Genomic DNA, 24,314 nt, shown 5'->3' with positions numbered 1-24,314 from the left:
CTTTGGATATTGCAGCGCTTTTGCCCCAGTTTGGTAGTGTCATCTGGACTCTCTTCGCTTTCGTGATTGCTTTGTCGATCATCGTCGCGATCCACGAATACGGACATTATATTGTCGGACGCTGGTCCGGGATCGATGCCGACGTGTTCTCGCTCGGCTTTGGGCCGGTGCTGTTTTCGCGCGTCGATAAACGCGGTACGAAGTGGCAATTCGCGCTGCTTCCGTTCGGCGGATATGTGAAATTCAAAGGCGACGGCAACGCGTCTGGCGGCAAGGACGAGGACGTGATGTCCCGCCTGTCGGAAGCGGAGCAGCGCCGCACCATGAACGGCGCGCCGCTTTGGGCGCGTGCGGCCACTGTCGCGGCGGGTCCGGCGTTCAACTTTGCGCTGTCTATCTTGATCTTCACCGGCGTTTTCATGTTCCAGGGCGAAGTCACCGAACCGGTAAAGGTCGGCGAATTGCGTGCTGTACCCTCTCAGAACGAACTGCAAGTGGGTGATGAACTGGTCGCAATCGAGGGGGTTGCCCTGCCGCCGTTCAGTGAGTCAGACAGTTTTCAGAGCTTTCTTGAGGGACTGCCGCAGCAGGAGCACCTGGCTTACACGGTTAAACGCAACGGCAATGAGCTGGTTGTAGAAGGCCCCTATGTCTATCCCCCCGTCGCGACACAGATTATTCCGCGCTCTGCGGCTGATGATGCCGGGTTTCGGTCCGGGGACATCATCACCTCTGTGGATGGCCAAACCATCTACGCGTTCGACCAATTGCGTGAAGCCGTTGAAGGTTCGGGCGGAAATACTCTTCGCCTGGATGTCTGGCGGGAAGGCGAGATCCGTACCCTTGAGCTGACACCCCGTCGTACCGATGAACCTCAGCCGGATGGCACGTTCAAAACGGCGTATCGGATCGGTCTGGTGGGCGGCATGTTCTTTGAACCGGCAACCGAGTTCGTCGGACCGGTCAGTGCAATTGTTTCCGGTGTCGAACAGACTGGCCGTATCATCGACGGGTCTCTGTCGGGGCTCTGGTACATGATCACCGGCGCCATCAGCACCTGCAACCTGTCCGGTCCGATTGGAATCGCGGAAACGTCCGGGTCTATGGCTTCTCAGGGCACCGCGAGCTTCATCTGGTTTATCGCCGTTCTGAGCACGGCTGTGGGACTGCTGAACCTGTTTCCGATTCCCGTGCTCGATGGTGGTCACCTGGTTTTCCACGCCTACGAGGCCGTCACCGGCCGCCCGCCAAGCGACAAAGCGCTGCGCGTTCTCATGGCGATCGGTCTGACGCTGCTGCTGTCATTGATGCTGTTTGCGCTGTCAAACGATCTGTTCTGTCCGTGATTGGACGAGGCGGATAAGGCGATTCCGCAGAATCGCCTTATTTGCCGCCTGATTGCTGCCACAATTCGACATCACTTTGGCCATTGAAACAGGCAGTCGAGGTGCGTCATGCAAACGATTCAAGACGGTTACAGAACGTTCAGCCTTCTGGTCTCCATCAACTGGGACCGGCTTCTGTACGTGTTCGCCATCGTGGCCTCCCTGTTTCTGGGCGCCTATCTCGGCACGCTCATGATTGAGGCGATGACACACCCGCTTGGCTATTGACCGAGACGGCCTCTGCGCTTTTGACAAGCTAGGGCAATCTCGGTACTCACATCCTTAAAAGGGATGTCTGAGTAGGTTGCCAACAATGACACATAAAACAGGCGGGCAGGTGACGCGACGAGCAGCGCGAAACACCTCCATTCGTCCACTGATATTTGCTGCTTCCATGGCGCTGACGGTTGGTGTTGCTGCCGCACCCGACGTCGCGTTCGCGCAGGACTTCCGGTTCAACGCGATTTCGGTCGAAGGCAATCAGCGCATCGAAGCCGGAACGATTGCCAGCTACCTCGGAGTGGCGCGCGGAGAAACCGTGTCGGCTGCGCAGCTCAATGACGGGTACCAGCGAATTCTTGCCTCCGGTCTTTTCGAGTCCGTCGAGATTGAGCCGCGGGGAAACACGTTGGTGGTGCGCGTGGTGGAATTCCCGACCGTCAACCGCATCACATTCGAAGGCAACGCCCGGATTGATGACGAAACGCTTGGCACGATCGTGCAGTCGCAGTCGCGCCGTGTGTTCAGCCCCTCCACAGCCGAAGCCGACGCTGCCCGCATCACAGAGGCTTATTCGCAGCAGGGGCGCATCGCCGCCCGCGTTCAGCCCAAAGTGATCCGCCGCTCTGACAACCGCGTCGATCTGGTTTTCGAAGTGTTTGAAGGCGGTGTTTCGGAAATCGAACGTATCGGTTTTGCCGGCAACCAGGTGTTCAGTGACCGGCGTCTGCGCCGCGTATTGGAAACCAAGCAGGCGGGTATTTTCCGTGCGCTGATCCAGTCCGACACGTTCATCGAGGACCGGATTGAATTCGACCGTCAGGTCCTGCGTGATTTCTACCAGTCGCGCGGCTACGTCGATTTTCGGACAACCGGCGTGAATGCTGAACTCAGCGATGAACGCGATGCCTATTTCATCACGTTCAATGTTGAGGAAGGGCAGCAGTTCACCTTTGGCGAAGTCACCGCAACCTCGGATCTGGCAGAAGTCGACACGGATGTGTTCCAGAACGCCATCCGCCTTCGGTCAGGCAAGGTGTATTCACCGACTGCCGTTGAAACCGAAATTGCACGCCTTGAACGTCTGGCAATCCGCGAGGGTCTCAATTTCGTGCGCGTTGAACCGCGCGTGACCCGCAATGATCGCGACCTGACTCTGGATGTGGAATTCCTGCTGACCCGTGGTGAGCGTGTCTTTGTTGAACGCATCGACATCGAAGGGAACACCACGACACTGGACCGCGTTGTGCGCCGTCAGTTCCGTGTTGTGGAAGGCGACCCGTTCAACCCGCGCGAAATCCGCGAGAGCGCGGAACGCGTGCGCGCGCTTGGCTTTTTCGGAGATGCTCAGGTGGAGGCCCGCGAAGGCTCGACCCCGCAGCAGGTCGTGATCGACGTGGACGTCGAGGAACGTCCGACCGGGTCGCTGAGCTTTGGCGGTTCCTACTCAACAAGCAGCGGCTTCGGCGCCGCAATCACGTTCAGTGAGCGGAACTTCCTTGGCCGGGGTCAGCAACTGGCGCTGGGTGTAACGACGGGGGTCGACTCTTCGAACTACAGCTTCAGCTTTACGGAACCGGCATTCCTTGGCCGTGATGTGGCGTTCAATTTGAACGTCAACTACCTCGAAACGGACAACGCCTCGGCCGAATATGACACCGCTATTGGTAACTTCTCGACCGGTTTCACGTTCCCTGTGTCCGAAAACGGACGTCTCAGCCTGCGCTACGGCGCGCGCTATTCCGAGATCACCAACCTCAACCCCGAGGTCGGTTCGATCATCACCGCCGAAGCGGAACGGGGTGAGGTGTGGGACAGCTTCGTAGGTTACCGCTACAGCTATGACACCCGGCGTACTGGGCTGAACCCAAATGCGGGTGTTCTGCTGGAGTTCGGCCAGGACTTTGCGGGACTTGGGGGCGACAGCACCTATGTGGAGTCGACGTTGCGCGCGGTCGCACAGACCAAGATCTACAACGACGAAATCACATTGCGGGCAACCTTGCAGGCCGGAGCGCTCAGCTACTCTGAAGGCGCGTCGCGCGTGACCGACCGTTTCACGCTTGGCACGAATCTGATGCGCGGCTTCGAAGGCGGAGGCATCGGCCCGCGCGAAGTGGGGCCGGGTGACGTCAACGATCCTCTGGGCGGCAACTACTTTGCCGTGGCGCGGTTCGAAGCGGAATTCCCGCTGCCTCTGCCCGAAGAATACGGTGTCTCCGGTGGTATCTTCTATGACGTCGGCAGCCTTTGGGGGCTGGAAGAAACCAATGCGAATGTTCTCTACGAGGACTTCACCGCCCGGCACGTGGTTGGCGTGTCGCTGTTCTGGGATACGCCAATCGGCCCGCTGCGCTTCAACTTCTCCGAAGCGATCAGCAAGGAAGACTTCGACGAAGACCAGAGTTTCGACCTGACGATCTCAACGCAGTTCTAAATGCAACGCATCTTTCGCAATCTGACAGGGGCGCTCTTCGGAGCGCTTCTGTGTTCTGTCTCCCCCGTTTTCGCGCAACAGGACGGAGGGTTGTCCAACCTTGGCGTTGTCCAGAGCCTCATCCTGACGATCGCACCCGAGGCGCTTTATGCGCAAAGCGAGTTCGGCAAGCGTATCGCGCGCGAGATCGAGGCCGAGAGCGCGGAAATCGCAGCCGAGAACAGACGCATCGAAGCGGAACTGACCGCTGAGGAGCGCGAGTTGACAGAGTTGCGCGATACCCTGCCAACGGAGGAATTCCGTGCCCGTGCCGACGCGTTCGATGAAAAAGTGCAGAACCTGCGTCGGGAACAGGACGAAAAAGCTCGAGCCGTCGGTCAGCGTAACGAGGACGCGCGGCGCGCTCTTCTCACGGCGGTGCAGCCGGTCTTGCTGCAACTGATGGTCGAAGCCGGTGCCGTCGCCGTTCTGGACCGGCGCGCAGTGCTGATGAGTGTGGACAGCGTCGATATCACCGAACAGGCCATTCTTCGGGCGAATTCGGAATTCGGCGAGGGCGAAGCTATCCTGCCGCTGCGCCCCTGAAACCTTGCTCCCCGGCATCGGGATTGGTACTCAAAGCGCCATAAGAACATAAAAGGACGCCCAATGAGCGACACGCTTCTTCGTGCAGACATTCAGCTGATCCAGCGTATCCTGCCGCACCGCTATCCGTTTCTGCTTGTGGACCGCGTGGAAGAAATCGACGGCACGCAATCCGCGCTTGGCATCAAGAATGTCACGATGAACGAACCGCATTTCCAAGGCCATTTCCCGGGCACGCCGATTATGCCGGGCGTCACGATCATCGAAGCCATGGCGCAGACTGCGGCTGTGATGGTGGGCACCGCGCTTGATCTCGCTGACAAGGAAATGCTGATCTACTTCATGGCCATCGACAAATGCAAATTCCGCCGCAAGGTGATCCCCGGTGACCAGCTTCAGATGCGTCTGACCACCCTGCGCGGCAAACCGGGCGGGAAGGTCTGGAAGTTCGGCGGCGTGGCGACGGTGGACGGTGAGATGGCGGCAGAGTGCGAATTCTCGGCCATGATGGACTTGCCCGCGTGACAGCCCGCATCCACCCCAGCGCCGTCATCGAAGAGGGCGCGCAGATCGGTGATGGCTGCGTCATCGGTCCGTTCTGCCATATCGGCCCCGAGGTCGTTCTGGCCGACAACGTGACGCTGAAAAGCCATGTGGTCGTAACAGGGCAGACTTCGATTGGCGAAGGCACCGAGATCTTTTCCTTCGCCGTGATCGGCGAGATTCCGCAGGACCTGAAGTTCGGCGGCGAAAAGACAAGCCTGATCATCGGTGCCCGCAACCGCATACGTGAACATGTCACGATGAACACCGGCACCAACGGCGGTGGCGGTGTTACCCGTGTAGGCGACGACAACCTCTTCATGGCGGGGTGCCATGTGGCGCATGACGTGCAGGTCGGCAACCGCGTGATCGTTGTGAACAGCGCGGCGCTTGCCGGGCATTGTATCCTTGAGGACGACGTGATTGTCGGTGGCTTGTCGGGCGTACACCAGTTCGTCCGCATCGGTCGTGGCGCGATCATCGGTGCGGTCACGATGGTGACGAATGACGTGATCCCGTATGGCCTTGTGCAGGCCGAACGCGGGCGTCTGGACGGGCTGAACCTTGTGGGCCTCAAGCGCAAGGGCGTCAGCCGTGCCGATATCACGGCGCTGCGTGCGGCCTTCCAGATGCTGGCGCAGGGCGAGGGCGCGTTCCAGGAACGGGCCAAGCGTCTGGGCGAAGAGACCGACAGCGAATACGTAAACCAGATCGTCGATTTCATCCTGGGAGAGACTGACCGGTCCTTCCTGACGCCGGGCTGAGCGATGACGCTGGCGCTGATCTGCGGGCAGGGACGTTTGCCGCGCATCGTGGCGGACGCGCAGGACCAGCGCCCCTTGGTTTGTGTGCTGAATGGCTTTGAGCCCGAGGGTCTGAAGGCGGATCTGACTTTTCATCTTGAAACACTGGGCAGCTTGCTCGACACGCTCAAGTCGCGCGGTGTCACGCAGGTCTGCCTGTGCGGTGCGATCCGCCGGCCCCCGATCGACCCGACGCGGCTCGATGCGAAAACAGCGCCCTTGGTGCCGCGACTGCAAAAGGCGCTGACTTCCGGCGACGATGGCGCGTTGCGGATCGTTATGGAACTCTTCGAAGAAGCAGGGATGCGCATCGCGGCGGTCCACGACCTTGTTCCCGAGTTACTGCCAGCGCCGGGCGTTCTCAGCTACAAGACCTACACCGCACAGACCACCGTCGAAGCCCGCATCGGTGAGCGCACGGTTGCTGCCATGGGCGCACGTGACGCCGGGCAGGCCTGTGTGGTCAGGGGTGATTCTGTCGTATCTCGGGAAGACGCTGCCGGCACCGATGCGATGCTGACGCGCCTTGCGCGGGACAGGGCCAACGCATCCGGTGATTTTCTGACCAATCCGATCAGCACAGCCAACGACATGTTCGGCGGGTTGCTTGGTGACGCAAGCGACTGGCTGTCGGGGGGATCCACTTCAACCGAGGGAGGCATCCTGTTCAAAGCACCCAAGCCAGGACAGGACCGCCGTGCTGATCTCCCGGTGATCGGAGCCAGTACGCCCGATGCAGTCGCTGCAGCCGGTCTGTCCGGCATCGTTATCGAAGCGGGTGGGGTGATGATCCTCGACCGGGCCAGAACGGTGGCGCGCTGCGATGCCCTTGGGCTGTTCCTCTGGGTGCGGGAAAAGGGCGGCTGATGCGGGTCTTCGTCATTGCCGGAGAGGCTTCGGGCGACAAGTTGGGCGCGGCGCTTATGGCGGGGCTGCGCAAACACGCGGGTGACGTGACCTTCGAAGGCATCGGCGGCGACCGGATGATCGACGAGGGACTGCAAAGCCTGTTTCCGATGGATGAGATCTCGATCATGGGGATCACCGAAATCCTGTCGCAATACCGCCATCTCAAAGCACGCATCCGGCAGACCGCTGAGGCCGTGCTGGCCGCCAGACCCGATGTTCTGGTCACCATCGACCTGCCGGAATTCAGCCTGCGGGTGGCCAGACTGGTCAAGGCGCAGAGCGACATCCGGACCGTGCACTACGTGGCGCCGACGGTTTGGGCGTGGCGTCCCGGGCGCGCCAAGAAGATGGCCGCGCATATCGACCAGGTGCTGGCGCTGCTGCCGTTCGAACCGCCCTACATGGAGGCAGCAGGGATGCGCTGCGATTTCGTCGGTCATCCCGTGGTGACTGATCCCGTTGCCTCGACTGACGATATCAAAACCTTCCGCGCGGGCCAGGGCCTCGGCGAGGCGCCACTGATCCTGATCCTTCCCGGATCGCGCCGCAGCGAGGTGTCGCGTCTGCTTCCGGTGTTCGGGGAGGTTGTCGGCAAGCTGCACACTCAGCGCCCCGATCTGCGCTTTGTGCTTCCTGCCGCTCCGAACGTCGCAAGCATTGTGGCCGAGGCGGTGACGACTTGGCCAATCAAACCGATCATCCTGAACCCTTCAGTGGACGGCATGGCCGCCAAACACGCGGCCTTCGCGGCGGCCGATGTGGCGTTGGCGGCGTCGGGCACGGTGTCTTTGGAGCTTGCAGCGACAAACACCCCGATGGTGATCGCCTATGACATGAACTGGCTGTCCCGACAGATCATCGGGCGGATGCTGCGCGTGGATACGGTGACCCTTGTCAATCTGGTGTCGGATACCCGGGCGATCCCCGAATTCATTGGTGCGAACTGTCAGCCCGGTCCGATTTCAGACGCCGTGCTTGCGACCTTGGACAATCCGGAGGCTCAGCGTTCGGCAATGAAGCTGACAATGGAACGGTTGGGGAAGGGCGGGGTACCACCCGGAGAACGGGCCGCATTGGCCGTATTGGACGGGCTCAAAAAATAAGGCCGGGCTGTGCCGCCCGGCCTTTGGTTTGTCCACCTGTTCGGCAGATTACTGGTTCTGCTCCTCCAGCGCAGAGATTTCGTCATATGCGGCTGTGAAGCCAGAGAGCGACATCGCAACGGTCACACGCTGATCCGGAGCCAGTGCAGGAACGATGGTTACGTTGGCGACGTTGCCGCGCCGGAACGCGCTGACGTCCTCGGTCGTGAAGCCGACACGGGCATAGCACCCCACCGTCGTGCAGAACGAGAAGTCATAGCGCTTGGCCTGCCCGGAATCGACGCGGACATTGAGTTTCTCGGTCAGCAGCGTTTCAAGAGGCACAACAAACGTGCCACCGGCCGCAACCTGTCCGCCATTGTTGAGACGGAAGATGCTGACCTCGGCCACGCTGCCGCCGTTGCTGTCCTTGAGCAACTGGTACATCTGGCAGGGCTCGGGGCCTTCGGGGACGCGTAGGCACTGTACCGCCCAGTCACCATGGGTGGATTTCACGTAGGTGTTGTCGTCAGCCGGCCCTTCGATGACAGGTTCGCCTGTGTCCAGAACGGAAAGGTCCGCACCGGTCGCGGGGGCTTCGGTGGTCTGGGTCTCTTCCGTGGCAGCGTTTTCCTGTGCGACGGCAAATCCCGCAAATGTCAGGCTTGCAAGTGTGGTCAGAAGAAACAGCGATTTGGTCATAAAGTCCTCTCCGAAGCATCGGGTCACATTTGCTGTTGCGTTATCACGGGGCGCACAGACTGTCAGGCCAAAACGCAAAAAAACGAACCCTGCTACGGCGGATTCTTGCGCCCATTCCTTCAGGACATGTCAATTGCGTGTGCTCAGGCATCGAATGAACTTCATCTCTGAACGCGTTGAAATGAAAAGGGAAGCTGCGTTTCCACAGCTTCCCTTTTTTGCTCCCTGTCGGACCGGCCGACTATTATTGAGAGGACGCTACGAAATGAAATCCACAGCGTCAACAGGCAAATTAAATACATCAATGCACAAAAAAGGTCGCGCCTCGCGACGCGACCAGTCCAACAGGGAGGAACGCCGGGCGCGAAGAGGATCAAAACCGCCCGGACGAAAAACATACTGGCAGCAAAAGGTTAAGTTTGTATGTTCGGAAGCTGAATGCACTGGCAGGGGAATGCGCATGGAAAACGGTGTCTTTGTTGGCGGCGGCGGTGAAGGGTACAGCGTCAAGCAATGGTTGCGTCTGGATTATGCCAACAGGCACGGGTTGATTGCCGGTGCAACGGGGACCGGGAAAACCGTCACGCTGCAAATCCTTGCGGAAGGATTCTCGGCGCAGGGCGTCCCGGTGTTCATGGCGGACGTCAAAGGCGATCTGTCCGGGCTGGCAAAGCCGGGCAGCGCAGAGTTCAAGCTGCATCAGCCGTTCATGGACCGCGCGCAGACCATCGGCTTTGACGATTACAGCTACACCGGGTTTCCCGTCACGTTCTGGGATCTGTTCGGCGCGCAGGGGCATCCGATCCGCACCACCGTCGCCGAAATGGGGCCTTTGCTGATCTCGCGCCTGCTCGAACTGAGCGAGGCACAGGAAGGGATCCTCAATATTGCGTTCCGCGTCGCAGACGAAGAGGGGCTGCCTCTGCTCGACCTGAAAGACCTGCAGTCGATGCTGGTCTGGCTGGGCGAGAATCGGCAGGACGTGTCGCTGCGTTACGGGAATATCTCGGTTCAGTCGGTCGGTGCGATCCAGCGTCGTCTATTGGTCCTCGAAAATCAGGGTGGTGCGGACTTCTTTGGGGAACCGGCGCTGGAACTGCGTGATCTGATGCGCACCGATCCCAACGGGCAGGGCCAGATCAACATTCTAGCGGCAGACACGCTGATGGGTGCGCCGCGGCTCTACGCGACTTTCCTCCTTTGGCTGCTGTCGGAATTGTTCGAGGAACTGCCCGAGGTCGGTGACCCCGAGAAACCGAAACTGGTCTTCTTCTTTGACGAGGCGCATCTGCTGTTCGAGGACGCGCCAAAGGCGCTTGTCGACAAAGTGGAACAGGTCGCTCGCCTGATCCGGTCCAAGGGGGTGGGCGTGTATTTCATCACCCAGAACCCGGATGATATTCCGGAAGACATTCTTGGCCAACTCGGCAACCGTGTTCAGCACGCGCTGCGCGCGTTCACCGCGCGGGATCGCAAGGCGCTGCGTATGGCGGCAGAGACCTATCGTGAGAACCCCGATTTCGACACCGAGGAAGCCATTCGTGAGGTCGGCGTGGGCGAGGCGGTGACCTCCATGCTTGAGCGCAAGGGCATCCCCGGCATGGTGCAGCGCACCCTGATCCGCCCGCCGTCTTCACAGCTTGGCCCGATTTCCCCGGCGGAACGGGGGGGCGTCATGGGTGCCAGCGACCTGGGAACAAAGTACGAGCAAAAGCTCGATCGCAACTCGGCCTTCGAGATCCTTGCACAGCGCACAAAGGAAGCGGCCGAGGCGGCGGAGAAAGCCGAACAGCACGAGGCCGACCTCGACGCGGCGCTCCGCGAGTATACGGCTGGTCGACGGTATACCGGCACCCGGGTCGGACGGTCGACATCCCAACCCACCCGCAGGGCACGCAAGGAAGAAAGCTTTGGCGAAGCGATTGCGGAGGTTGTGGTCAAAGAGCTCAAGGGAACGACCGGACGGCGTATTGTTCGGGGCATCCTTGGAGGGCTTTTCAAGGGGCGCTGAGCACTGGTTCTTTCCGGTGCCGCAGGCTAAGTGACGGGCATACGCCAACACGAAAGGCTGCCCATGCCCTCCGACGCCCAATCGTCCGCTGAAATCGCAGCAGATGAACGCCGCTCCGGCCTGCGTACGATCCGCAAGGTCGGCCCCTATCTGTGGCCGGATGACAAACCCTGGGTGAAACAGCGCGTTGTCATCGCGCTTCTCTGCCTTGTTCTGGCCAAGGTGGTGAACGTGCTGGCACCGCTGCTGTTTGGCAAGGCCGTGGATTCCCTGAGCGGAGAAGTGTCGGACCTGATGCTGGGCGGTATCGGTTTGACTCTCGCCTACGGGATGGCCCGGTTGATGAACGTGGGCTTCCAGCAATTGCGCGATGGCGTATTTGCCCGTGTTGGACAGCGCGCGCTGCGGACTCTGGCGCTGGAAACCTTTACGCACATCCATCGCCTTTCCATGCGCTATCACATCACGCGCAAGACCGGCGGGCTGAGCCGGATCATCGAGCGCGGTGTGAAGGGCGTGGATTTCCTTCTGCGCTTCATGTTGTTCAGCGTCGGACCTTTGATCCTCGAACTTCTGCTGGTGATGGGGTTTCTCTGGGCGCTGCTGGATGCCCGGTACATGGCTGTCGTGATGGTCACCATCGTCATTTACGTCTGGTTTACCTTCAAGGTCACCGAATGGCGGGTTCGACTGCGGCGTGAAATGAACGAGCAGGACACGGATGCGAACCAGAAGGCCATCGACAGCCTTCTGAACTTCGAAACCGTCAAGTATTTCGGCGCCGAGTCCCGAGAGGCGGCGCGCTATGACCGGTCGATGGAGGCTTACGAGGGCGCTGCGATCAAAACGGCGACCTCGCTGGCATTTCTGAATTTCGGTCAGAGCCTGATCATCACGCTGGGTCTTGTGATCGTCATGGTCATGGCGGCGTTGGGTGTGCAGAATGGCACTCTGACGGTCGGCGATTTCGTCATGGTCAATGCCTACATGATCCAGATCACCATGCCGCTGAATTTCCTTGGAACTGTCTATCGCGAAATCCGGCAGGCGCTTGTCGATATGGGCGAGATGTTCGACCTGCTCGATCAGCCGCAGGAGGTGTCCGACAAACCGGGCGCGCCTGAACTCGATGTGTCGCAGGGAGCTGTCGAATTTGACGCGGTGAAATTCGGCTATGATCCCGCGCGCCCGATCCTCAAAGGTGTGTCGCTGCATGTCCGGTCCGGAGAAAACGTTGCCCTTGTGGGGCCGTCAGGATCCGGGAAATCCACCATCGGACGGTTGCTGTTCCGCTTTTACGATGTGAACGACGGCGCGGTGCGGATCGATGGGCAGGACGTGCGAGACGTTACGCAGGACAGTCTGCATGACGCGATAGGCGTGGTGCCGCAGGATACGGTGCTGTTCAACGAAACGATCCGCTACAACATCGCTTATGGTCGTGCCGGTGCCAGCGAAGAAGAGATCGTCGCGGCCGCGCGGTCGGCGCAGATCCACGATTTCATCCTGTCGCTCCCCGAAGGTTACGACACGATGGTGGGCGAGCGGGGGCTGAAGCTCTCCGGCGGAGAAAAACAGCGTGTCGGCATCGCGCGGACGCTGCTCAAGAACCCGCCGATCCTGATCCTGGACGAGGCGACCTCGGCGCTCGATTCCGAAACCGAATCTTCCATCCAGGGCGCCTTGAAGCGGGCAGGCGAGGGGCGCACCGTAATCACCATTGCCCACAGGCTGTCGACGATTGCCGATGCGGACCGGATCGTCGTTCTGGAAAACGGGCTTGTGGTCGAAGAGGGCACCCATGACAGCCTGCTTGCCAGCCATGGGCGCTATGCCGCGCTGTGGAACCGGCAGATGCAGGAAGACGAAGAGGCAGCCTGACGGCGCTTTACGGCAGCGCAATCACTACGCTGCCGCATGTGTCTTGAGGGCTCTTACTCTGCGGCCTGTACCGGCGGCTCGCCATCATTGGTGCGATTTCTCAGAACCTTTTTCAGGTCTTCCAAACGTGGCGCGCCGGTCTGTCCATCTTCGTATTCGGTGCCGGGGCGATCATCGTCTTCCCAGAGAATGGTCGGAGCCTTGACCTTGCGTGCCGCGCGCTGAAGCGCCCAATCCCGTCCGGCCTGGCTTGTCCGTCCACCGCCAAGCCGCGCCAGAAGTCGGAAGAACCACAGTGCGTAGGTCGTGAACCAGACCCGCGCGGCCAGCATGGACGGTGTGAAGACCAGCGTCAGGACGGTCGCAATGCCCAGTCCGAAGACAACCGCAGTTGCCAGTTGCTTCCACCACAGGGCCGTCGGGCTGTCGATCGAGTAACCGCCTGCAAAGAAATCGAGGCTGAGGCCGAACATCATCGGAGCAAGCCCGGCCATGGTCGTGATCGTCGTCAGGAGAACCGGGCGGATCCGGTCTTCGGCGGTCCGCACAATGGCCTCGATCCGGGGCATGTAGCGCGCATATTCCTGATAGGTGTCGATCAGAACAATGTTGTTGTTCACCACGATCCCCGCGAGAGCCACAATCCCCGTACCCGTCATGATGATCGAGAATGTTTGATCCATGACGAGCATCCCGATCAGGACGCCCGTGGTGGACAGTACCACGGCCAGCAGCACCAGAACCGCGTTATAGAAGCTGTTGAACTGCGCGAGCAGGATGATGAACATCAGCCCAAGCGCTGCCCCGAACGCCTTGCCAAGGAATGCCTGGCTTTCCGCCTGCTCTTCTTGGTCGCCGGTCCACTCCCAGTCGATACCGGGCAAGGGATTGGTTTCGAGCCACTTGGTCAGTTCCGCAATCCGTTCGTTGGCATTCACCGGCACAATCCGCGCGCCATCGTCGAGCGCGGTTGTCACAGTTTCAACACTTGTGGTGTCGGTCCCGAACAGCGCATAGCGTTTGCCGTTTGCAGCCTCGATCTGGCCGTCCTCGCGTTCGCGGAGCGTTGCTATGGTCGTGGTGCTATCGCCGTCCCCGACCACTTTGAACAATCCCGGCAGAACATCGGCCTTCACATCGAAGTATCTCTTCTGATCGACGCGATTGATCTCGGCCAGCTTGGCCACCGGTTTGCGTGTAATGAAGTTCGACAGCGGCACAAGCCCGTCATTGGTACGCACCCGCAAGGTGTCGAGTGTGGACAGGAAACGGTCTTCTTCCGGAAGGCGGACGCGGATTTCGATCTCTTCATCCGAGCTGTCCACGCGCATCGTGTCGAGCAGGATGCCCCGCGTCACCAACTGCACCATGGCGCCGACGACAGCCACGTTGGCCCCGTAACGGCCGGCCTTTTCCACATCCACGTCGATCTGCCAGTCGATCCCGGGCAGGGGCAGGGTGTCCTCGATCAGGGTCAGGCCGGGTGTCGCCTCGAACTGTGCCCGCGCGATGGCGGTGGCGCCAAGCAGATTGTCCCAATCATCGGCCTTGAGCCGCAGATGCACGGGTTTCCCGCTGGCCGGTCCCCGGTTCTGAGACAGGATTTCGATCTCTACGCCGGGAATGGTCTGAAGTTGTTCGGTCAGCTCGTCAAGGATGATATCCCCATCCAGCTCGGGGCGATCGGCGCGGTCCTCCCACGGGATCGTTTCCAGCTGAACCTGACCGATCGTGTCCTTCGGCACAGCCGCGCCGCTGGCATCGGTGTTCAGCCCACCTTCACCGGCAAAGGAGAACGCGTTCTTCACACCGGGGTGGGCCAGAACGATATCCTCGGCGCGCATCACGAGTGCGTCTTTTTCCTCGAGGCTCAGGTTGCCGCGCGCCCGGACATAGACAATCGCCTGTTCTGGTTCGGATTCGACGAAAAACTCCACGCCGTTATTGTTTTGGCCGAAATACGTGAAAACGCTGAACACGAACGCCAAGACACCCGCTCCGGCAATAATCGGCATGATCGGGTTGCCTGCGATGAACTTGATGAACAGACCGAAAGGTGTCCGGCGACGCCGACCATCGACACGAATTCGCTTCCATGTGATCGACGCGGCATCCAGCACGATGGACGCCAGAACCGACCCGATCAGGAACAGCACGATTCCTGGCAGATGCGCTGCCGGTCCGTCAGCGATGGGCGGGAAGAGGAAGCCCGGATCCAGCAGCATCAACGCGCCCACAAAAAGCATACCCAGAACCACGGGAACCATTGCGGCGCGCAGCAGCCAGGATGTGTTCGCCTTGAGTGAGGCCGAGGCCCTGTCGAGCATCCTTGAGAAACGTCCTGTCACACCGCCCATCACCGGAAGATAGACCAACGCAACGACCAGAGAGGCCGACAGCACGAAGATCAGCGTGACCGGCAGCATCCCCATGAATTCGCCCGGAACTCCGGGCCAGAACAGCATGGGCAGAAAGGCGCAGAGCGTGGTTGCGGTCGAGCTGACCACCGGCCAGAACATCCGCTTCGCCGCCTCGACATAGGCGTGCATCGGGCCGGTGCCTTCCTTGATGCGCTTGTCCGCGTATTCGACAACCACGATGGCCCCGTCCACCAGCATCCCCACGGCAAGGATCAACCCGAACATCACGATGTTCGAGATGCTGACCCCCATCACCGACAGGAAGACGAAACAGAGAAGGAATGACGTTGGAATTGCGAAACCCACCAGCAGCGCGGCCCGAAGGCCAAGAGCAGCCAGAACCACGATCATCACCAGCGCAATTGCCGTCAGGACCGAGCCTTCGAGCTGCTTGACCATGCTGTCCACGATCCGGGACTGGTCGTTGGAGGTCCCGACCGTTACGGCGGCCTGAAGCTCGGAAGGCCAGTTGGCCTCGGCTGCGGCAACCTCGGCCTTCACGGCGTCAGCGGTGTCGATCAGGTTGAAACCCTTGCGCTTGACCACCTGGAGCGCCAGCGTCTTTTCGCCGTTGAACCGCGCCGTTCCCTGGCGGTCCTCAAAGGTCAGGTTGATTGTCGCCAGATCGCCCAACGTCACCACGCGATCGCCGTTCACCTTCACCGGCAGGTCATAGACATCGCGCTGATCGTCAAAGCTCGATGGAATCTTGACCGCAAAACTGCCCTGGTCGCTGCGCACTTCACCGGCTGCGATCAGCTGGTTGTTGTTCTGAACAACGTTGATCAGCTCACTGGCGGTGACGTTGTAGCTTTCAAGCTTCAGCGGATCGATCACCACTTCCAGCATTTCGTCCCGGTTGCCCGCGATGCCGGCCTCAAGCACGGAATCCAGCGATTCAAGCCGATCCTGTAGATCCTTCGCGACCCGCGCCATGGTGCGTTCGGGCACCGGGCCGGTCAGGTTGACAATGATGATCGGGAACTCTGAAAAATTGATCTCGGTGATCGAATACTGTTCAGCACCTGCCGGGAACTTGGACTGCGCCTTGTTCATGGCATCGCGGACATCGGCCATGACCTGTGTCTTGTCCCAACCGAACTCGAACTCAAGCGCGACACCGGCATATCCTTCAGCCGCAGTACCGGACATGGTCTTCAACCCGTCCAGATCAGCCAGCTCGGTCTCCATCGGTTTGACAAGCAGGGTTTCGCTGTCAGCTGCGGAAATGCCGGGGAATACGGTCGAAACGAACAGGGCCGGAATTTCGATATCCGGTTCACCTTCCTTGGGCAGACCCACATAGGCCACTGTCCCGATGGTCAGGGACAGTGCGATGAAGGCCAGCACCATGCGGGCGCGTTCGGCGGCCCAGTCGACGATCCCGGTCATTGAATGACCTCTTCAAAGCTGGGGGCGACAATCACGCCGTCGGTCACGAATTCCTGCCCAACGGTGATCACATCGACCTGATCTGGCAGGCCCGTCACGTAAATGCCTTCCGCAGTGTCCCGCAGAACGGTAACAGGCAAGAATTTCGCTGCGCTGTTTTCGTCAACAATCCGGACCCCAAGCGCGCCTTCATCGTTTAATGTCAGCGACGATCCCGCGAGAAGGTGCGCCTGAACACCCTGCGACTGGATCAGGATTTCGGCGGTTTGTCCGTCGCGGATGCTCAGTTCGGGGTTCGGAACCGTCAGCTCGACACGGAAGGTCCGGGTGGTCGGGTCGGCAGAGCGCGACAGGAAGGTGACCCGTGCCTGCACATCCGGCCCTTGGTTGAACCGTGCGCCTGCCATGGCACCCACCTCGACCCGGCCGATTTCGGTTTCCGGCACGAAACCGACCACCTTGATCGGATCAAGCTGGATCACCGTGGCGCACAGCGCACCGGGCTGGAGCAGGCTGCCAAGTTCTGCCGTGTCCGTTTCAAGCACACCTGCGAAGGGGGCGGTGATCTGAAGACGGTCGATTTCCGTCTGCGCCCGCGCGACGGCGGCCTGTGCGCTTTCGATGCTGGCCTGAAGGCTGTCCAGTCCGGCCTTTGCCGCTTTGACACCGGCTTCGGCGCTCACAATCGCGGCCTGGGCACTTTGAACGGCGGCTTCTGTGTTGGCGACGCGGGTCTGGCTGGCAAAACCGTCCTCGCTCAGCCGGACGGCTGCGGTTGCATTGATCCTTGCTTCCTCGAGCCGGGCCTGGGCCTCGCTCAGACGGGCCTCGGCTTCGGGAACACGCGCTTCGACTTCGGGCCGGCGTGCGATCGCTTCGGCCAATCGCGCCTGCGCCTCTGCGAGGCTTGCGTCACGCGTGCCGGGATCGATGGAGCAGAGCTGTTCGCCCTCCTGCACGAAGGCGCCCTTCCTCAGAGGAGGCGAAACGATCTTGCCGCTGGTTTCCGCAACCACGGACACCTGCCGGGCGGCTTCGGTTTCGCCGCGCAGACGGACCTGCGTGCCAATCTCCTGAGCAACCGAGCGTTTTGCCATAACGCGAATGACGCCGTCACTTACGGAGTCTTCAGCGATTTCAGACACTTCATCGGTCTCAGCTGGTGCGGTCTCAACCGCTTCGGCGGCTGTTACGCGGGGGCTCAGATCATCGATCAGCGCGAACAGGCGGTCACGCTCGATCACAAGTCCAAACAACAGGGCCGCAACCAGGATCGCGGTTATCACGGGTACTATGCGCATCAGACGAACCTTGTGCCTGCACTTCTGTTATTTGATCGGTTGCTGCCATTCCGAAAATCCAAGCCGTAGTACATCTCGCCAGCAGACAATCGAAATACGGTAAACTGATCAGTTTAGATTAAAGTTGACCCCGGATTTTTTCAAGATGAACTGCACGGTTCATTTTCTGGAAATCCGAATTTTCTCTGCGCCTTGTGCGGAAAATGGACGAAAGCCTGACAAATCCTTCGGATCATGCGGGATTCAAGGCTGTGAAACGCGCGGCTTGGCACCTGACCCCGGGCGCGGTATGAGGGGCGAAATTCTTGGGCGGGCAAGACAATCCGCAAGGTCAAAGGGGGCCAACAGGTGAGCGAAACTGACAGCTTTATCGAGGAAGTGACCGAAGAAGTCCGCCGCGACAGGCTTTTTGCCCTCATGCGCCGCTACGGCTGGATCGCGGTTCTTGCGGTTCTGCTTCTCGTCGGTGGCACCGCGTACCGCGAGTACACGCGCGCCGCCGAACAGGCAAAGGCGCAGGCGTTTGGCGATGCGATCCTCGCGGCACTTGAAAGCGATGAGGCGTCCGATCGTGTGGCGGCACTCGATCAGATCGAGGCACCCACTGAGGAAGGTGCAGCGGTCCTGGATATGCTCATTGCTGCGGAAGACGCGCTGGCCGGAAACGGGGCTGCGGCCGCCGAACGGCTCAATGCCACAGCCACCGACGGAGACCTGCCCGAGATCTACCGCCAGATTGCGAGCTTCAAGGCGCTGACCCGCCCGGAATCGACGCTCAGTGCCGATGAACGCCGCGTTGCGTTCGAGGCGATGGCGGCCCCCGGTGCGCCGCTTCGGCTTCTGGCAGAAGAACAGTTGGCGCTTCTCGACATCGAAGCAGGCGACACGGATGCGGCTTTGACGCGTCTCAACGCCATTCTTGGCGACTCGGAACTGACTGCAGGCTTGCGCCGACGCGCGTCTCAGTTGATTGTGGCTCTGGGGGGCGAGATCGAGGCGTCCTGATCGCCATGGCCTGCGGGCCAAGGCGCGAGAAAAAGACGAGGGCAGGGCAGTGCACGTAAAATTTCTGATGGCCAGCGCGATCGCAGCAGGTGTCCTTGCGGGATGTACGGATCGTGAAATCATCCTTCCTGGGGAACGTCTGGGCGTTCGCGAGGTGCTTCAGGACAATGCCACCGCAGGGGCCGAAACCCTTGGCAACATAACGGCATCCGCCAATGTGCCCGCAGCCACCAATAATGCATCCTGGCCGCAAAGCCATGTCAGCCCGTCGTCCCGGACGACCAATGCGGCGTTGGGGTCCAGCCTGACGCAGATCTGGTCCACATCGATCGGGCAGGGCGACAAACGCCGGGCGCGGATCATCACCGATCCGGTCGTCGCCGATGGGCGTGTGTTCACCATCGACAGCGCGGGACGCGTTTCGGCCACATCGACAGGGGGTGAGGCGCTCTGGTCCTACAGCCTCGCACCGCTTCGGGATGACCCGTCGCAGGCACTGGCCGGTGGTCTGGCCTATGACAATGGACGTGTTTACGTGACCTCGGGCTTCGGAACGCTGAGCGCCCTCGATGCGTCTTCGGGTCAGGAAATCTGGACACAGAAGCTTCAGGCGACCGCAACAGGCGCGCCAACCGTTTTCGGCGGCCTTGTCTATGTTGTCGCCGGCGACAGCACCGCCTGGGCCATCGAGGCGGATGACGGCCGTGTGCGCTGGCAATCGGACGGGTTGGGTGATGTTGGCAACGTCGCAGGCGCCGCGCCGCCGGCGGTGAGCAACACCCACGTTGTGTTCTCCTTCGGAAGCGGAGCCGTTCAGGGTGCGTTCCGTCAGGGCGGTCTGCGGCTTTGGAGCGCCGACATCGTCGGTGCGCGCAAGGGTTTCGCCATCGCCCTCGTCGATGACATCACCGGGTATCCGGTGATCGACGGAAATACCGTTTTCGCGGGCAACCATTCAGGACGTGTCGTCGCGCTGAACGTGAATTCCGGCGAACGCCAGTGGACAGCGCAGCACGGTGCGCTGGATCCGGTCTGGCCTGCAGGAAACTCGGTGTATTTCGTTTCTGATCTGAACAAACTGGTGCGTCTCAACGCGCAGGACGGAACTCAGATCTGGGCGGTTGATCTGCCGGGCTACGAGCCCGTGCGCCGCCCGCAGCGCCGCCGCGACTCGGCGTTTACCAACCATGGGCCGATCATGGCGGGTGGTCGTCTGATCGTGGCCTCCTCCGACGGTCTGATCCGATCTTTCGATCCGGCGTCAGGCGACCTGATCGGAGAGACGGAAATCCGCGGCGGAGCCACGACCCGTCCAGTGGTGGCGAATGGCACACTTTACGTGGTCTCGAAAAACGGTGTGCTGCACGCATACCGGTGACCCCTTTCGCGGGCGCGGGAAACAGGGTATGCGGGCGGCTTGAACTGAACCCGAGCCAATGCCGGAGCCCTGCGCGCCCATGTCTTTCACCCTTGCAATCGTCGGACGTCCCAATGTGGGCAAGTCGACCCTGTTCAACCGTCTGGTCGGCAAAAGGCTTGCACTGGTCGATGACCAGCCGGGTGTGACCCGCGACCTCCGTGAAGGGGCGGCCAAGCTGGGCGACCTGCGATTTACGGTTATCGATACCGCCGGTTTGGAAGAGGCGACTGACGAAAGCCTGCCGGGCCGGATGCGGAAGCTGACGGAACGCGCCGTGGACATGGCCGATGTGTGCCTGTTCCTCATAGACGCCCGCACGGGTGTCACTCCGACGGACGAAGTGTTCGCCGACATCCTGCGCAAGCGGGCAGAGCATGTGATTCTCGGAGCGAACAAGGCCGAAGGACAGGCGGCCGATGCCGGTGTGCTCGAAGCCTATGGTCTCGGTTTGGGAGAGCCCCTGCGCCTGTCCGCTGAGCACGGCGAGGGTATGCCGGAACTCTATGCAATGCTGCAGCCTCTGGCCGACGCGTTTGAAAAGCGGGCCGAGGCCGACGCGCCCGAAACCGAGGTTGATGTCAAAGAGGATGAGTCCGACGAAGGCCCGCGTCCGATCACGGCCGCCAAACCTTTGCAGATTGCCGTGGTGGGGCGCCCCAACGCAGGCAAGTCCACGCTGATCAACCGCATCCTTGGGGAAGATCGGCTTCTGACCGGCCCCGAAGCGGGTATCACCCGCGACGCCATTTCGGTACAGACCGAATGGGACGGTACACCGATGCGGATTTTCGACACCGCCGGCATGCGCAAAAAGGCCAAGGTTCAGGAAAAACTCGAAAAGCTTTCTGTGTCGGATGGGCTGCGCGCCGTCAAGTTTGCCGAGGTGGTTGTCGTTCTTCTGGACGCGGCCATCCCGTTCGAATCTCAGGACCTGCGCATCGCCGATCTTGCAGAGCGCGAAGGCCGTGCTGTGGTCGTGGCTGTGAACAAATGGGACGCAGAAGACCACAAGCAGGAAAAGCTGCGCGAGTTGAAAGAGGCGTTCGAACGGCTGTTGCCGCAATTGCGTGGTGCGCCGCTTGTTACGGTCTCGGCCAAGACGGGGCGCGGGTTGGATCGTCTTCATGCGGCCATTCTCAAGGCGCATGACGTCTGGAACCGCCGGGTCACGACGGCCCAGCTCAATCGCTGGCTGTCGGGGATGCTGGAGCAACACCCGCCGCCCGCACCACAGGGCAAACGCATCAAGCTGCGCTACATGACGCAGGCCAAGACCAGACCGCCGGGTTTTGTCGTCATGTGTTCCCACCCGGACAAGCTGCCCGACAGCTACAAGCGGTATCTCGTCAATGGTCTGCGCGAGGATTTCGACATGCCGGGGACGCCGATTCGCCTGACGTTGCGCGGGCAGGGCGACAAGAATCCTTACAAAGGGCGCCGCGAAAAGAACGCGGGTGCCTTGAAGAAGCATCTGGGCAAGAATCGAGGCTGATCGGCTTTTGCCGGAAAATCCGTGACAAACGCAGAGCCAGTTTGCTTTAGTCCAAGGTCCAAGCGGAGGGCGGATCATGTGTTGGAGCGAAACGGCATCCGTCGGGATGGTCGCAGTCGGTGGCGCGGCCACCGCGATCACCTTCCTACGCGGAGAACCCAAGGCGATCTGGCTCGCCATGGGGTACTTCACCGTTATGGAAGGACTTCAGGCGATTGGCTACGGTTCAGTGGACCAGTGCGGGACGCCTGAGAATCGGATCATCACGCAACTGTCCTATCTGCACATCGCGTTCCAGCCCCTGTTCATCAACGCCTTCGCCATGGCAATCGCCCCTGCGCCGGTGTCATCGCACGTGCAACGATGGGTCTATGGCCTGAGCGCGGTGGCCTCGGCGCTTCTTCTGTTCAGGCTTGTTCCGGTGTCGGCAATCGGCGCTTGCCAGCCCGGCGACATCCTTTGCGGGGCTGCATGGTGTCTCGTGTCCGGAGAGTGGCATATCGGCTGGGACGTTCCTTTGAACGACTTCTGGCGTGCTCTTGGTCTGCCGGTGCAGTTCCCGGCCTATATGGCCGCAGTGTTTGTTCTGCCTCTCGTCTACGGCGCTTGGCGATTCGTGGTGTTTCATGCTCTGGCAGGGCCCATCCTCGCGTCGACATTGACCGCAGACCCCAACGAGATGCCGGCCATATGGTGCCTCTTTTCCATTGGGTTGTTGCTGATCGGGATGAGCCCGTTCATCCGGGTGAAACTGTTTAATGCACACCACTCCGTCGCCGCCTGAGGGAGCCCATCTGCGCCAATGAAAAACGGCGCACCCGAAGGCGCGCCGCTTGTTTTTTACCAGTTGGTAAAAATCAGTTTGCGCTTGCCAGCTCTTTCGGCAGGCGGAAGGTCCAGAGCGTACCACCCTGGTTCAGGTAGTTGACCTTCTTGGCCACTTCACCACCCCAGAGCGGAACCGCGCCACCCCAGCCGGAGATGACCGAGACATACTGCTCGCCATTCTGTTCCCAGCTGATCGGCTGACCGACGATGCCGGAGCCGGTCTGGAACGACCACAGCTCTTCACCGGTTTCGTCATCCAGCGCGATGAACTTGCCTTCCGGCGTGCCGAAGAACACCAGGCCACCGGCCGTGGTCATCACACCACCCCAGAGCGGCGCGTCGTTCTTGTATTCCCAGACCCAATCGCCGGTATCCGGGTCAATCGCCTTGAGCGAGCCGATATGGTCTTCGTAGTTCGGCTTGATGGTAAAGCCGGAGCCCAGATAGGCCGCGCCCTTCTTGTAGGTGATCGGCTCGTTCCAGATGTCCATGCCCCATTCGTTGGACGGCACGTAGAAGTTGCCGGTCCGCTTGGAGAAGGACATCGGCATCCAGTTCTTGCCACCCAGGAAGGACGGGGAGGCGAAGACCACTTCACCTTTCTTGCCATCGGCAGCCGCCGCCGGATCACCCGGACGGTTGTCTTCGATGAAGATCGGGCGACCGTTCTCGTCGATGCCCTCGGCCCAGCTGATGTCCTTCACAAACGGCGTGCCGCTGATGAAGCCACCGTCTTCGGCGTTCAGAACGTAGAAGAAGCCGTTGCGGTCTGCCGTGGCCAGACGCTGCGAGCCGTCGCGGGCGTCGAACGCCACAACTTCGTTCACACCGTCATAGTCCCAGCCTTCGCGCGGCGTGGTCTGGTAGTGCCACTTGATGTTGCCGGTCGCCGGGTCGATGCCGATACGGCTGGCGGCATAAAGGTTGTCACCCTTGCCGGAATTGTCCTGACCCGCATCACGCAGCCAGCTGTTCCAGGGGGCAGGGTTGCCCGCGCCGAAGATCAGCGTGTCGGTGCGTTCGTCATACGACCCACCCAACCATGTGGCGCCGCCACCGGTCTTCCACATGTCGCCTGGCCATGTCGCGTTCAGCGTGCCGGTCATGGTGCTTTCTTCGCCGTTGAGCATGCCCATATGGCCTTCGATCACCGGACGGTTCCAGACCAGCTCACCGGTGTCGACATTGCGCGCCTGAACCGCGCCGACGATGCCGAACTCACCGCCCGAGTTGCCGGTGATCACGAGATCGCCCACAACCAGCGGAGCCGCCGTGTAGGAGTACCCCGCCTTGTAGTCGTCGATCTTGTCGCGCCACACCACGTCGCCGGTCTTGGCGTCCAGCGCGACGATCCGCGCGTCCAGCGTGCCGAAGATCACCTTGTCACCGGCCAGAGCCGCGCCCCGGTTGATCACGTCACAGCAGGGCAGGATGCCCTCGGGCAGACGCGCGTCGTACTGCCAGATTTCTTCCCCGGTGTTCGCGTCAATCGCGTAGAGGCGCGAATAGGAACCGGTGATGTACATGATGCCATCATACACCAGCGGCTGGGTCTCCTGACCGCGCTGCTTTTCGCCGCCAAGGCTGAACGCCCATGCCGGAACGAGGTTCTTGACGTTGTCCTTGTTCAGCGTCTCCAGCGGCGAGTAGCGCTGCAGATGCCGCCCCATGCCGTTGGTGACGACCTGATTGGTCATCGTCTGGTCATTGGCCAGCATGTCTTCTGTCACACCCTGAGCAAGCGCGCCCGTTGCGGCGAGAATGCTGGCGGTGACGGCGGCAACAAATCTGTTCATCCGTATTCCTCCCATGAACTTCAGTTGCAGGTATCCAGATGCACGGGGGCGCATGTGGATGGCTGACCGGCAGTATAGGGATAACGAATTCGTGTTGTACGCG

At 60.8% G+C, this 24,314-nt stretch carries 18 protein-coding genes; 14 read left to right on the top strand and 4 right to left on the bottom strand.

The features are described from left to right. Positions 1–2: 2 nt before the first annotated feature. From rseP to lpxB, 8 genes are all read left to right on the top strand, one after another. Positions 3–1,346, top strand: a complete 1,344-nt coding sequence (gene rseP / locus MGEO_RS14240; RefSeq protein ID WP_085639087.1) for an RIP metalloprotease RseP — start codon at positions 3–5, stop codon at positions 1,344–1,346. A gap of 108 nt (positions 1,347–1,454) precedes the next feature. Then, the gene (locus tag MGEO_RS21585) at positions 1,455–1,613 is read left to right on the top strand and encodes a hypothetical protein (protein ID WP_170102916.1); all 159 of its coding nucleotides are present in this window, start codon (positions 1,455–1,457) and stop codon (positions 1,611–1,613) included. A gap of 85 nt (positions 1,614–1,698) precedes the next feature. Continuing rightward, positions 1,699–4,041: an outer membrane protein assembly factor BamA gene (gene bamA / locus MGEO_RS14235; RefSeq protein WP_085639084.1), complete on the top strand. Its 2,343-nt coding sequence runs from the start codon at positions 1,699–1,701 to the stop codon at positions 4,039–4,041. Then, positions 4,042–4,626 carry an OmpH family outer membrane protein gene (locus MGEO_RS14230; RefSeq protein WP_085639081.1) on the top strand — a complete coding sequence of 195 codons (585 nt, stop codon included), beginning with the start codon at positions 4,042–4,044 and terminating at the stop codon, positions 4,624–4,626. It begins immediately after the preceding gene. 63 nt (positions 4,627–4,689) lie between these two features. Continuing rightward, positions 4,690–5,151: a 3-hydroxyacyl-ACP dehydratase FabZ gene (gene fabZ, locus MGEO_RS14225; protein ID WP_085630989.1), complete on the top strand. Its 462-nt coding sequence runs from the start codon at positions 4,690–4,692 to the stop codon at positions 5,149–5,151. Then, entirely contained in the window at positions 5,148–5,933 is a 786-nt protein-coding gene (lpxA, locus tag MGEO_RS14220) for an acyl-ACP--UDP-N-acetylglucosamine O-acyltransferase (protein WP_085639078.1), read from the top strand. Before fabZ ends, lpxA begins: the two co-directional genes overlap by 4 nt. A 3-nt stretch (positions 5,934–5,936) precedes the next feature. After that, positions 5,937–6,839 carry an LpxI family protein gene (locus MGEO_RS14215; protein WP_085639076.1) on the top strand — a complete coding sequence of 301 codons (903 nt, stop codon included), beginning with the start codon at positions 5,937–5,939 and terminating at the stop codon, positions 6,837–6,839. Next, positions 6,839–7,984: a lipid-A-disaccharide synthase gene (lpxB, locus tag MGEO_RS14210; RefSeq protein WP_085639073.1), complete on the top strand. Its 1,146-nt coding sequence runs from the start codon at positions 6,839–6,841 to the stop codon at positions 7,982–7,984. The genes MGEO_RS14215 and lpxB overlap by 1 nt, the downstream gene beginning before the upstream one ends. A 48-nt stretch (positions 7,985–8,032) precedes the next feature. Here the strand turns inward: lpxB and MGEO_RS14205 are convergent, their stop codons facing one another. Next, complete coding sequence (locus MGEO_RS14205) at positions 8,033–8,665, bottom strand: invasion associated locus B family protein (RefSeq protein ID WP_085639070.1); 633 nt, start codon at positions 8,663–8,665, stop codon at positions 8,033–8,035. A 460-nt stretch (positions 8,666–9,125) separates the two neighbouring features. Between MGEO_RS14205 and MGEO_RS14200 the strand changes: the two genes are divergently transcribed. Next, the gene (locus MGEO_RS14200) at positions 9,126–10,676 is read left to right on the top strand and encodes a helicase HerA-like domain-containing protein (RefSeq protein WP_085639067.1); all 1,551 of its coding nucleotides are present in this window, start codon (positions 9,126–9,128) and stop codon (positions 10,674–10,676) included. A gap of 63 nt (positions 10,677–10,739) precedes the next feature. Next, on the top strand, positions 10,740–12,557 hold the full coding sequence (locus tag MGEO_RS14195) for an ABCB family ABC transporter ATP-binding protein/permease (protein WP_085639064.1): 1,818 nt from the start codon (positions 10,740–10,742) through the stop codon (positions 12,555–12,557). Positions 12,558–12,610: 53 nt separating this feature from the next. Here the strand turns inward: MGEO_RS14195 and MGEO_RS14190 are convergent, their stop codons facing one another. Continuing rightward, complete coding sequence (locus tag MGEO_RS14190) at positions 12,611–16,369, bottom strand: efflux RND transporter permease subunit (protein WP_085639061.1); 3,759 nt, start codon at positions 16,367–16,369, stop codon at positions 12,611–12,613. Then, on the bottom strand, positions 16,366–17,670 hold the full coding sequence (locus MGEO_RS14185; RefSeq protein ID WP_085639058.1) for an efflux RND transporter periplasmic adaptor subunit: 1,305 nt from the start codon (positions 17,668–17,670) through the stop codon (positions 16,366–16,368). The genes MGEO_RS14190 and MGEO_RS14185 overlap by 4 nt, the downstream gene beginning before the upstream one ends. Positions 17,671–18,018: 348 nt before the next feature. Here MGEO_RS14185 and MGEO_RS14180 point away from each other — a divergent pair, with 348 nt between their 5' ends. From MGEO_RS14180 to MGEO_RS14165, 4 genes are all read left to right on the top strand, one after another. Next, entirely contained in the window at positions 18,019–18,675 is a 657-nt protein-coding gene (locus tag MGEO_RS14180) for a hypothetical protein (RefSeq protein ID WP_085639055.1), read from the top strand. Between the two features lie 67 nt (positions 18,676–18,742). Continuing rightward, positions 18,743–20,053 (top strand): outer membrane protein assembly factor BamB family protein, encoded by a 1,311-nt coding sequence (locus MGEO_RS14175; RefSeq protein WP_085639054.1) that lies wholly within the window; start codon positions 18,743–18,745, stop codon positions 20,051–20,053. 79 nt (positions 20,054–20,132) lie between these two features. Further along, positions 20,133–21,587, top strand: coding sequence for a ribosome biogenesis GTPase Der (der, locus tag MGEO_RS14170; RefSeq protein ID WP_085639051.1), 1,455 nt, complete (start codon positions 20,133–20,135; stop codon positions 21,585–21,587). A 76-nt stretch (positions 21,588–21,663) separates the two neighbouring features. Beyond that, complete coding sequence (locus tag MGEO_RS14165) at positions 21,664–22,371, top strand: DUF5765 domain-containing protein (RefSeq protein WP_085639048.1); 708 nt, start codon at positions 21,664–21,666, stop codon at positions 22,369–22,371. A 73-nt stretch (positions 22,372–22,444) separates the two neighbouring features. Here MGEO_RS14165 and MGEO_RS14160 read toward each other — a convergent pair whose 3' ends face one another. Continuing rightward, a complete protein-coding gene (locus MGEO_RS14160) occupies positions 22,445–24,211 on the bottom strand; it encodes a PQQ-dependent methanol/ethanol family dehydrogenase (RefSeq protein ID WP_085639045.1) in 1,767 nt (588 codons plus the stop codon). Positions 24,212–24,314: the final 103 nt, after the last annotated feature.

Source organism: Marivita geojedonensis (assembly GCF_002115805.1).
Taxonomy (GTDB): Bacteria; Pseudomonadota; Alphaproteobacteria; order Rhodobacterales; family Rhodobacteraceae; genus Marivita; species Marivita geojedonensis.
This window is presented reverse-complemented; position numbering and strand designations above follow the sequence as displayed.